This window comes from Planomonospora algeriensis, from assembly GCF_977012225.1.
Genome location: NZ_CDRNDK010000212.1, coordinates 1 through 10,587, shown reverse-complemented (window position 1 = coordinate 10,587; position 10,587 = coordinate 1). Strand labels below are relative to the sequence as shown.

Annotated in this window: 8 protein-coding genes and 1 pseudogene; 2 read left to right on the top strand and 7 right to left on the bottom strand. The window is 71.7% G+C overall.

The features are described from left to right. Positions 1 to 261: 261 nt before the first annotated feature. Both ACWJ6R_RS20945 and ACWJ6R_RS20940 read right to left on the bottom strand, forming a co-directional pair. Positions 262 to 516: a DUF3039 domain-containing protein gene (locus ACWJ6R_RS20945; RefSeq protein WP_068894900.1), complete on the bottom strand. Its 255-nt coding sequence runs from the start codon at positions 514 to 516 to the stop codon at positions 262 to 264. A 140-nt stretch (positions 517 to 656) separates the two neighbouring features. After that, positions 657 to 2,240, bottom strand: coding sequence for a DHA2 family efflux MFS transporter permease subunit (locus ACWJ6R_RS20940; RefSeq protein WP_449063857.1), 1,584 nt, complete (start codon positions 2,238 to 2,240; stop codon positions 657 to 659). 151 nt (positions 2,241 to 2,391) lie between these two features. On the opposite strand from ACWJ6R_RS20940, the gene ACWJ6R_RS20935 reads away from it, so the two are divergent. Further along, a complete protein-coding gene (locus ACWJ6R_RS20935) occupies positions 2,392 to 3,054 on the top strand; it encodes a TetR family transcriptional regulator (RefSeq protein ID WP_449063856.1) in 663 nt (220 codons plus the stop codon). Between the two features lie 54 nt (positions 3,055 to 3,108). Here ACWJ6R_RS20935 and ACWJ6R_RS20930 read toward each other — a convergent pair whose 3' ends face one another. The 5 genes and pseudogenes from ACWJ6R_RS20930 to ACWJ6R_RS20910 form a co-directional block, all read right to left on the bottom strand. Further along, entirely contained in the window at positions 3,109 to 3,687 is a 579-nt protein-coding gene (locus ACWJ6R_RS20930) for a YqgE/AlgH family protein (protein WP_068894894.1), read from the bottom strand. A gap of 165 nt (positions 3,688 to 3,852) precedes the next feature. Next, positions 3,853 to 5,263, bottom strand: a pseudogene (locus tag ACWJ6R_RS20925) (malic enzyme-like NAD(P)-binding protein). A gap of 140 nt (positions 5,264 to 5,403) precedes the next feature. Beyond that, positions 5,404 to 6,345, bottom strand: a complete 942-nt coding sequence (locus ACWJ6R_RS20920) for a co-chaperone YbbN (protein WP_449063855.1) — start codon at positions 6,343 to 6,345, stop codon at positions 5,404 to 5,406. 117 nt (positions 6,346 to 6,462) lie between these two features. Then, entirely contained in the window at positions 6,463 to 8,130 is a 1,668-nt protein-coding gene (locus ACWJ6R_RS20915) for an acyl-CoA mutase large subunit family protein (protein ID WP_449063854.1), read from the bottom strand. 108 nt (positions 8,131 to 8,238) lie between these two features. Then, positions 8,239 to 8,829 (bottom strand): MarR family winged helix-turn-helix transcriptional regulator, encoded by a 591-nt coding sequence (locus ACWJ6R_RS20910; protein ID WP_449063853.1) that lies wholly within the window; start codon positions 8,827 to 8,829, stop codon positions 8,239 to 8,241. Between the two features lie 358 nt (positions 8,830 to 9,187). On the opposite strand from ACWJ6R_RS20910, the gene ACWJ6R_RS20905 reads away from it, so the two are divergent. Beyond that, positions 9,188 to 10,587 (top strand): hypothetical protein (locus tag ACWJ6R_RS20905; RefSeq protein ID WP_449063852.1); only part of this gene is annotated, 1,400 nt, incomplete at its 3' end.

The window sequence follows — 10,587 nt, the reverse complement described above, 5'->3', positions numbered from 1 at the left end:
CGGGGTCGCCGGAGCCGCCCGGGCCGCCGGGTGCGCGATCCGCGCGCCGGTCTCGCATCCGTCCGGGACCGCCGCGGGCGCGAGGCGCGACGGCGAAGGGGCGGAGGCGGGAACGGCGCCCGCCGTCAACAGGCATGCCGAAACGACGGCGATCGCACGCGCAACCATGCACTCCCCCGATGAGTGGTCTGACCTGGCCGGATGGTCTCCAGCGCCATCCTGACCGTAACCTCATCGGGGGCGATCACCCGGGAGTGACACTCACTCCTTGCCGCTGTCGTCCTCGCCCTTCGGCAGCCCTTCGTAGATCTCCTTGCACTCGGGGCAGACCGGGAACTTCTGGGGATCGCGGTTCGGCACCCAGACCTTGCCGCAGAGCGCGCGCACCGGGGTCCCGGTGACCGCGCTCTCCATGATCTTGTTCTTCTCGACGTAGTGGGCGAACCGCTCGTGGTCGCCGTCGCCGTGCGACAGGTTCGGCCGGACGTCGCTCTCAGGAAGGATCTTCGTGCTCACCCTGTCGATTTTATGTCCCCGGACCGGCGGGTCCCGCGCCGATCCGGGTTCCGCAACCCCTCCGCCACCCCCGTGCACCGGATACGGCCCCCGCCTCCGGGGCGATCCGGGGACGGGGGCCGTACGGCGGGCGGGGCATCTCAGCCCATGTGGATCGGGGCGCCCTCGGTCTTGCGACCGGCCTTGACCAGCAGGGCCAGCACGGCCGCGAGCACCGCGACGCCCGTGCTGACCTGGAAGCCCAGGTGCATGCCGTCCAGGAAGGACGAGTTCACCACACCGGTGATCGCCCGGACGATCGGCTCGGGCGTGCCGGGCGCCGCGCCGGCCTCGGCGAAGGACGCGCCCTGCTTGACGAGCTCCATCTGCTCCGGGGGGAGCGCCGGGAGCTTGGCCGCGCTCCAGTAGCCGGGGAGCACCTCTCCCACCCGGCCCGCGACGATCGCGCCGAGCACCGCGGTGCCCAGCGAGCCGCCGACCTGCATCGCCGACTGCTGCATGCCGCCCGCGACGCCGCTGAGCTCCTCGGGGGCGTTGCCCACGATGATCTCGGTGGCGCCGACCATGACCGGCGAGAGGCCGAAGGCGAGCAGCACGAACGGGATCGCGCTGGCCACATAGCCGTCCTCCAGGCCCAGGCGGGACAGGAGGAACATCGCGGTGGCGGTGATCAGCATGCCCACCGCGATCGGGACCTTCGGGCCGAACCTGCTGATCGCCGCGCCCGCCAGCGGTGAGGCGACGATCATGCCCGCGCTCATGGGGAGCATGCGGATGCCCGCGTCCAACGGGTCGAGGCCGTGCACGCCCTGGAAGTAGAACGTGAGGAAGAACATCGCGCCGAACATCGAGAAGGCCATCAGCACCATCAGCACGGTGCCGATCGAGACCGACAGGTTGTGGAAGAGGCTGAGCGGGACCAGCGGCTCGGCGGCCCTGCCCTGCCACCAGACGAACGCGGCGCCGAGCACCACGGCCCCGGCGAGGAACGCGAGCGTGCGGGTGTCGCCCCAGCCGTCCTCCGGAGCCTTGATGATCGCCCAGATCAGGCAGAACATGGCGCCGGAGAGCAGCACGACGCCGAGCCAGTCGACCTTGGACAGGGAGTCGGCTCTGCTCTCCTTGATCACGAGCAGGCCCACGACCAGCGCGATGACGCCGACCGGGACGTTGATGAAGAAGACCGACTGCCAGTTGACGTTCTCCACCAGCAGGCCGCCGACGATGGGGCCGGCCGCGCTGGACAGGCCGATCGTGGCGCCCCAGACGCCGATCGCCATGTTGAGCTTCTCGGCCGGGAAGGCCGCGCGGAGCAGGGCGAGGGCGGCGGGCTGGAGCAGCGCGCCGAACAGGCCCTGCAGCACGCGGAAGGCGATCAGCATGCCGATGGAGTCGCTCAGGCCGATGGCGAGCGAGGTGAGGGCGAAGCCCACGATGCCGATCATGAAGACCCGCTTGTGCCCGAACAGGTCGCCGAGCTTGCCCGCGGTGATCAGGAACACCGCCAGCGCCAGCAGGTAGCCGCTGGTCACCCACTGCAGGTCACCCAGCGAGGCCTTGAGCTCCGCACCGATCACCGGGTTGGCGATCGCGACGACCGTGCCGTCGAGCATCACCATCATCACACCGAGTGAGACCGCCAGCAGCGTGAGCCATGGATGACCCTGCCTCGACGCACTCCGATCCGATGGCGGCGGCGTCGCCACCGTCTTGGCCTGAGCCATGGAAGGGTCCCCCCATCACTGGATACGTCCCACCTTGGGACATTGACGATCGGTAATTTATGGCAGGGACTGACACATGACAAATCGTTTTATGAGGCATCACATGACATATGGCAGACTCTGCACCATATGTTGCGAGGAGATGACAGCCATGAGTCAGCCCGGCCTACGCGAGCGCAAGAAGCAGCGAACACGGCTGGCGCTGGTCGACGCCGCTCTCGGACTGTTCGCGGCCCAGGGCTACGAGGCCACGACCATCGACCAGATCGCGGCCGCCGCCGACGTCTCGCCCCGCACGTTCTTCCGCTACTTCGCGACCAAGGAGGACGTCGCGCTCTCCCTTCCCGTCGACGGGCATGAGGTGATGCTGAGGGAACTGGCCGCGCGTCCCGCCGGGGAAGCGCCGTTCACCGCGCTCGGCCACGCCATGCGCGCCGTCGTCGCCGAACTGAGGGAGGGGGAGCCCGCCGACGTCCTGAGGTTCCTCAGGGCCCGGGAGCTGATCGAGGTCACCCCCGCGCTCTTCGCCGGGAACGTCCGCCGGATGATGGAGAACGAGCGGCGGCTGATCGCCGAGGTCGCGCGCCGCCAGGGCGTCTCCCCCGACGACCACCTCCCCCACTTCGTGGTCGCCCTGTTCACCACCGTGGCGCGGGTCGGCCTCGAGCACTGCACGGCCCGGAGCTCCGACGACCTGAGCGCCCTCACCGAACGCCTGGAGCAGATGCTCGCCCTGGCCGAGCGCTCCCTGCGCCCCGGCTGGGACCGCCCCTCGGAGCAGGCTCCCTCGGAGCAGACACCGTCACGGACCTGAGCGGCGGGTGCCGGTCAGATCCGCGAGCGACCGCCGGACGGACCGCGCCGCCGGTCAGTTCATCGAGGGGTCGTCGGGGCAGGTCGCCACGTAGGCCAGCTCGCCGCGCTGGCGGCGCAGGACCGCACGCCACAGCGTCTCGGGGGCCGCGTGGAAGGTGTCGCCGGGCTCCGCGTCCACGACGTACCACGCGCCGTCGCCGATCTCGGCCTCCAACTGCCCGCCGGTCCACCCGGCGTAACCGGCGAAGATCCGCATCTGGGCGATCTCCCCCGCGAGGATCTCCGGTGGCGCGTCGAGGTCGACGGTGCCCAGCCGTGACACCGCGGCGGCTCCCGTGTGCAGCCTCCGCCACCCCAAGGGCTCCTGACCGCTCGGGACCGCCGCCAGCGCCAGCGCGCTGTCGGTCTGGACCGGCCCGCCCTGGAACAGCACGGGCGGCCCGGTGACCAGGGCGTCCCAGCTGGGCAGCACCTGCGTCACCGAGACGTCGCTCGGGCGGTTGAGCACCACCCCGAGAGTGCCCCCGTCGATGTCGTGTTCCAGGATCAGGACCACGGAACGCCGGAAGTTGGGATCCTCCAGCTGAGGTGTCGCCACCAGCAGCCCGCCGACATAGATCGCCTCCGCCATACACCCATCATGATGGCTGGACGCGGATCGTGCCGCCTTACCCCCCGCCTTGCCCCCGCCGTGGCCCGGAATCGGCTCCGGTCCCGCCCGCCGTACGGCCCGGCCGGCGCGATCGGCAGGGCCCGGCGGGACAGGACGGGCGGGTCCGGAGATGCCGGGAGGGGCCTACGCCTCGGTCATGCCCGTGCGCGCCCGGCCACCGGCCGACTCGCGTACGGCCGCCGCGACCGCGCCCGCCACGTCCGGGTGGAAGACGCTGGGAATGATGTAGTTGGGGCCGAGCTCCTCGTCGGTGACCACCGCGGCCAGTGCCCGGGCGGCGGCCAGCAGCATCTCCTCGGTCACCACGCTGGCCTGCGCGTCGAGCAGGCCGCGGAAGACGCCGGGGAAGGCCAGCACGTTGTTGATCTGGTTGGGGTAGTCCGACCGGCCGGTGGCGACCACGGCGGCGTGCTCGCGGGCGTCGTCGGGCGAGACCTCGGGCTCGGGGTTGGCCAGGGCGAAGACCACGGCGTCCTCGGCCATCGTGGCGATGTCGTCGCCGCTGAGGATGCCGGGGGCCGACACGCCGACGAACACGTCCGCGCCCTTGACCGCGCCGCGCAGGTCGCCGGAGTAGCCCTCGGCGTTGGTGTGCTCGGCGATCCAGCGGAGCGAGTCGTCCAGGTCGTCGCGTCCGAGGTGCACCGCGCCCAGGTAGTCGCAGACGACCACGTCGCGGACTCCGGCCGCGAGCAGCAGGCGGAGCACGGCCGTGCCGGCGGCGCCGCGCCGGCGAGGGTGACGCGGACCCCGCTCAGCTCCTTGCCGACCACGCGCAGCGCGTTGGTCAGCGCGGCCAGCACGCAGATCGCGGTGCCGTGCTGGTCGTCGTGGAAGACCGGGATGTCCAGCAGGTCGCGCAGCCGCCGCTCCACCTCGAAGCAGCGCGGCGCCGAGATGTCCTCCAGGTTGATGCCGCCGAAGCCGGGGGCGATGGCGCGGACGATCTGGACGATCTCGTCGACGTCCTGGGTGTCCAGGCAGATCGGCCAGGCGTCGATGCCCGCGAACCGCTTGAACAGCGCGGCCTTGCCCTCCATGACGGGGAGCGCGGCGGCCGGGCCGATGTTGCCCAGGCCGAGCACGGCCGAGCCGTCGGTGACCACCGCGACGCTGTTGCGCTTGATGGTCAGGCGGCGGGCGTCCTCGGGGTTGCGGGCGATCGCCATGGAGACCCGGGCGACGCCGGGCGTGTAGGCCATGGAGAGCTCGTCACGGGTGCGCAGCGGCACCTTGGACTGCATCTCGATCTTGCCACCGAGGTGCATGAGGAAGGTCCGGTCGGAGACCTTGTGCAGGACGACGCCCTCGACGGCGTCGAGCTGGTCCACGATCGCCTGGGCGTGGTCGGTGTCACGGGCGGCGCAGGTGACGTCGATGCGCAGGGTCTCGTGCCCGGCCGTGGTCACGTCGAGCGCGGTGACCACGCCTCCGGCGGACTCTACGGCGTGGGTGAGCTGGCTGACGGCCTTGCCGCCGGCGGCACCTCGAGGCGCACGGTGATGGAGTACGACACACTCGGCACGGTGGCCACGGTCAATCCGCTCCTTCGCGACAAGCCCGGTTCGGGACGCCTCCATCGTGCCACCAACGGACGGGTGTCCGTGCCGCGGACCGCCTGCCGGGGTCCGCGGGCACGGTCACGATCGGGTGTACGCGGCTTGGGAGCGCGGCTCAGAACAGTGCGGAGGCGAGGTTCCTGCGAGCCTTGACGATGGACGGGTCGTCGGCGGGGAGCGTGTCGAACAGGCCGAGCAGGTGCACCCTGGCCTTGTCGCGCTCGTCGCCGGAGGTCCGGCGGACGACCCCGACGAGGCGGTCGAAGGCGGCGTCCACCTCACCGGAGAGCATCTCGAAGTCGGCGGCCAGGAGCTGGGCCTCGATGTCGGCGGGGTCGGCCAGGCGGCGCTCCACGTCGGCCGGGTCGACGCCGGAGGTCCGGCGGATCAGGCCCAGCCCGGCCAGTCCCAGTTTGGCGTCCTCGTTGTTCGGCGAGCGGGCCAGCAGCCGCTCGTAGGCGGCCGTCGCCCCGTCCAGGTCGCCGGCGTCGATGGCCTGCTCGGCCGCGAGGACGTCCGGGTCCACGACGGGCTGCTGGGCGGCCGCGCCCTCGGGTCCCTCCGCGCCCTCGGCGGGCGGCGGGAGGTACTGCGCGAGGGCCTCCATGAGCTGGGTGAGCCAGTCGCGCAGCTGCGGCTCGGTGGCGATGCCCGGGACGACGGCCACCGGCTGCCCCTGGAAGATGGCGTACAGGGCGGGCACGTTCTGCACCCGGAGCGCCTGCGCGATCTGCCTGCTGACCTCGACGTCCACCCGGGCCAGCACCCACCGGCCCGCGTTCTCCGCGGCCAGCTTCTCCAGCAGGAGGCTGTAGTCCCTGGCCTGCTCGGCCCGGGTGACGGTGAGCTCCAGCAGCACCAGGCTGTTCATGGAGCGTTCGACGACCTCCGTCGCGAAGCTGGCGTCGTCGACATCGATGACCTGTGCCGGGACGCCTCCGGTCTGCTGCGCGGTGGTCTCCCTGCGCGCCTGCGCCTCCAGCGCCTGCTTGCGCGCGCCGAGGTCGACGGCACCGTAGAGCGATCCGGGTCGAGGAGTGAAATCCGCTGGGCTCATACCTCCAATCCTGCCGCATGAGGAGGGCCCGGCCGTACTCCGCGCGGCGGGGCGCGCCCGGGATCGGCCGGGGACGACGGAAAACGGTGGGAACGACGGGGACGACGGGGGACGGCGTCAGAAACGCGCGGGCTCGGTGTAGACCCCCCACACCCCGCGCAGGGCGTCGCAGATCTCACCGAGGGTGGCCTCGGCGCGGACGGCGTCGAGCATGGCCGGGATCATGTTGTCCTCGCCCCCGGCGGCCTGGACCAGCGCGGCCAGCGCGGCGTCGACGGCGCCCTGGTCGCGGGCGGCGCGGCGGGCGGCCAGGACCCGGTTCTGCTCCCGCTCGACCTCGTGGCTGACCCGCAGGATCTCCAACGGCTCCTCGGCGGAGGCCGTGTGGCAGTTCACCCCGACGATCCGCTTCTCGCCCTTCTCCAGCTTGCGCTGGTAGTCGAAGGCGGCCTCGGCGATCTCCGACATGAACCAGCCGTCCTCGATGCCGCGCAGGATGCCCGAGGTCATGGAGCCGTCGGAGCCCATGTCCCGGATCTTCGCGAAGATCGCCTCGGCCTCGGCCTCGATGCGGTCGGTGAGCGCCTCGACGTACCAGGACCCGCCGAGCGGGTCGGCGACGTTGACGACCTCGGTCTCCTCCATGATCACCTGCTGGGTGCGCAGCGCGATTTCGGCGGCCTTCTGCGTGGGCAGCGCCAGCACCTCGTCCAGGGCGTTGGTGTGCAGCGAGTTGGTGCCGCCGAGCACGGCCGCGAGCGCCTCGACCGCGGTGCGGACCACGTTGTTGTACGGCTGCTGCGCGGTCAGCGAGACCCCCGCCGTCTGGGTGTGGAACCGCAGCCACTGGGCCTTGTCGGTTCTGGCCCCGTAGACGTCGCGCAGCCACCGCGCCCAGATCCGCCGGGCGGCCCGGAACTTGGCGATCTCCTCGAAGAAGTCGATGTGCGCGTCGAAGAAGAACGACAGGCCGGGGGCGAAGACGTCGATGTCGAGGCCGCGGGACAGGCCGAGCTCCACGTAGCCGAAGCCGTCGGCCAGGGTGAACGCCAGCTCCTGCGCGGCCGTGGAACCCGCCTCGCGGATGTGGTAGCCGGAGACGCTGAGCGGCTTGTAGGCGGGGATCTCCGCGGCGCAGAACTCCATCAGGTCGCCGATCAGCCGCAGGTGCGGCTCGGGGGCGAACAGCCACTCCTTCTGCGCGATGTACTCCTTGAAGATGTCGGTCTGCAGCGTGCCGTTGAGCCTGCCGACCGGCACCCCCTGCCGCTCGGCCGCGACGACGTACATGCAGAAGATCGGTACGGCGGGGCCGCTGATCGTCATGGAGGTCGTGATGTCACCCAGCGGGATGCCGTCGAACAGCAGCTCCATGTCCTGGGCGGAGTCGATCGCCACGCCGCAGTGGCCGACCTCGCCGAGCGAGCGCGGGTCATCGGAGTCGCGGCCCATGAGCGTCGGCATGTCGAAGGCCACGCTCAGTCCGCCGCCGCCGGCCCCCAGGATCATCTTGTAGCGCTCGTTGGTCTGCCTGGCGTTGCCGAACCCGGCGAACTGCCGGATGGTCCACGTCTTGCCGCGGTAGCCGGTGGCGTGCAGGCCCCGGGTGAAGGGGTACTCCCCGGGCCAGCCGATGCGCTCGAAGCGCGGGTCGTCGCCGGGCGGGCCGTAGACCGGCTCCACCTCCATGCCGGAGAGCGTCCGGAACTCCGGCCCGCGCTTGGCGGCCCGGTCGAACCGCGCCTGCCAGCGCGCCCTGCCCGCCTCGATCTCCTCGGCGTTCATGCCCCACCTCTTCCGTCCGGCTCGTGGCCCCGGCCCCTGCCTCGCGGTCCGCGCCCGCCTGTGGGCGGCCGGATCCGGAAGGGGTCCCACGGAAAATACTAGGACGTCCTAGTATTTGTTCGCCAGGCCGGGAGCGGCGCGCTCGGCCCCGCGATCGACACCGCGATCGGCCCCATGATCGACACCGCGATCGGCCGCGAAGTCACCGGCCGCCACCCTGAGGGTCCTGAGCAGGCCGAACAGCTGCTCCAGCTCCGCCTCGCCGTACATCGGCATGGCGAAGTCGGCGCCCATCAGCGCCTCCGTGGCCTGGGCCACGACCTCCCTGCCGCGGTCGGTGATCTCCGCCAGCACCCCGCGGCCGTCCCGGGGGTTGCGCCTGCGCCGGACCAGCCCGGCCCGCTCCAGCCGGTCCACGGTGTTGGTGACGCTCGTCGGGTGCACCATCAGCCGCTCGCCGATCCGCGACAGCGGTAGCGCCCCGGCCCTGCTGAAGGTGAGCAAAACCAGTGCCTCGTACCTGGCAAAGGTCAAGTCATACGGCTTGAGCAGCGTGTCCAGTTGCGACAGCAGGATCTGATGCGCTCTCATGATCGAGGTGACCGCGGCCATCGCCGACGACGGCCCGAAGCGGGCGCGCCACGTCTCCGCGGCACGCTCGATGGGGTCGAACGGCAGGTTCAGCTGGTCGGTAGCCACGCAGCTACGGTAGCGCGGCCTCGTCCCGGTTCGCCCATATACATAGAGTGATCAGGTCAGCGGCTTGGCCAAGAACCCGGACGTGAAACGTCACACTCAGTTATGGTTCCCACATCGAATGGTGAGGCCGCAGCCAAGTGGCGACGGGGACTCAAGTCCAGCCCGCGGGGGAAGCGGGCGGGACCGGACGCCGAGGGGACCGGCTCCGCACATTCACCGCACGGGGGGTGCTTGATGGACGACGATTCGAAGGCGTTCGCACGCCATGCCGGCTCCGGCCCGGACTCCGGTCCCGGTTCCGGTTCCGGCGCGGTGGATGCGGCGGTGGATGCGGCGTGGGCCCGGCCCGCGCCCTCCCGTGCGTGAGCACAGGGGCGTTTCACGCGAGGAACTCCAGCAGAGCGCGTTGGTGGCGGTCGCCGTCCTGCTCGTGCTCGGCGTGGTCGCGGCGTGGAGCGTCCTCATTCCCGGTGTCAGCGCCTGGGAGAACATCATCGTCGCGCTCATCGGCTCCCTGCGGATCACCGGACCGGTCGCCGCCGCGTTCGCCGCCTGGGTGGCGGTGCGCAGGCGGCGCGCGACCGGCGGCAGGGCCCTGACGACGTGGCAGGCGGTGCGCGCCCCGCTGGCGATCCTGGTGGTCGTCATGGGCTCCTACACCGCCACCGTGCTGGTCCTGGCGGTCAAGACCATGCTCAGCGAGCAGGCCGGGCGGCTGCTGCCCAGCGGCCTGATCATGGGCGTGTCCGGCCTGGCCCTGTACGTCACCATCGGCTGGGTGACCGGATGGCTGCTGCCCTGGACGATCACCCCGGCGCTCGCCGGCCTCGGCTGCTACGCCCTGTTCAGCTGGCTGGCCGACGGCTCGACCTGGGCCGACCGGCTCGCCCCCGCCACGCGTGAGCCGTACGACCTCTTCCAGGGGCTGAGCGCGGCGGCCTTCACCGACCAGACGCTCTGGCTGCTGGGGGTCAGCGCCGCGCTCCTGCTGGGCTGGGCCGCCATCGTGACCCGCCAGGCGCTCGTGCTGGCCGCCGCGCTGCTCGCGGTGCTGGCCGCCGGCACCGGCGTCGCCCGCCTGCTCTCCGAGCCGAAGCCGATCGCGATCCAGCGGGTGGTCTACAGCTGCCAGGAATGGCCGATCATGGTCTGCGTGCATCCGGGGATGCGCACCGGGCTGGGCGAGCTGGGCTCGGCCTTCGTCAAGATCGCCTCCCGGCTGGCGGGGACGCCGGGCGAGTTCTCCCGGGTCGAGCAGCGCCCGCGGCGCGACGACGCCGTCCTGCCGCCGGGCGTGGTCCCCGTCCACGTCGACGACCTGTCGGCCGGGTTCGCCGACCGGGCGGCCGACGAGTTCGTGGAGAGCCTGGCCGAGGAGTGCGAGGGCACGGTGGCCGACGGATACCGCGACATCGTGACGGCCTGGCTGCGCGGCGAACCGCTGCCCGGCGGGCCGCTGGCCGAGCACCAGTACGCCGCCGCCTGGTTCTCCGGCCTGACCGAGGCCCAGCGGCGCGGCTGGCTGCGGCTCTACTACTCCGATTTCACCGGCTGCCGGCTGCAGAGCACCCACTTCGGCGCCCAGGCGGCCCAGAACGAGCAGACCCACCGCACGCGGGAGGGGGATCCGGAGCCCCGGGAGACCGACGACCGCCGGACCTCCGGCACGCGGAGGACCGGTGCGCCCGAGGGGCACGGGGAGTCCAGGCGGGAGCGGGCCGGGGACGGGCCGCCGGCCTCGGGCGGGCGGGCCTCGCG

What these genes read in the sequence shown, in the direction of transcription:
- ACWJ6R_RS20940 (WP_449063857.1), bottom strand. Translation starts at nt 2,240, where the DNA reads ATGGCTCAGGCCAAGACGGTGGCGACGCCGCCGCCATCGGATCGGAGT.
- ACWJ6R_RS20930 (WP_068894894.1), bottom strand. Translation starts at nt 3,687, where the DNA reads ATGGCGGAGGCGATCTATGTCGGCGGGCTGCTGGTGGCGACACCTCAG.
- ACWJ6R_RS20935 (WP_449063856.1), top strand. Translation starts at nt 2,392, where the DNA reads ATGAGTCAGCCCGGCCTACGCGAGCGCAAGAAGCAGCGAACACGGCTG.
- ACWJ6R_RS20920 (WP_449063855.1), bottom strand. Translation starts at nt 6,345, where the DNA reads ATGAGCCCAGCGGATTTCACTCCTCGACCCGGATCGCTCTACGGTGCC.
- ACWJ6R_RS20915 (WP_449063854.1), bottom strand. Translation starts at nt 8,130, where the DNA reads ATGAACGCCGAGGAGATCGAGGCGGGCAGGGCGCGCTGGCAGGCGCGG.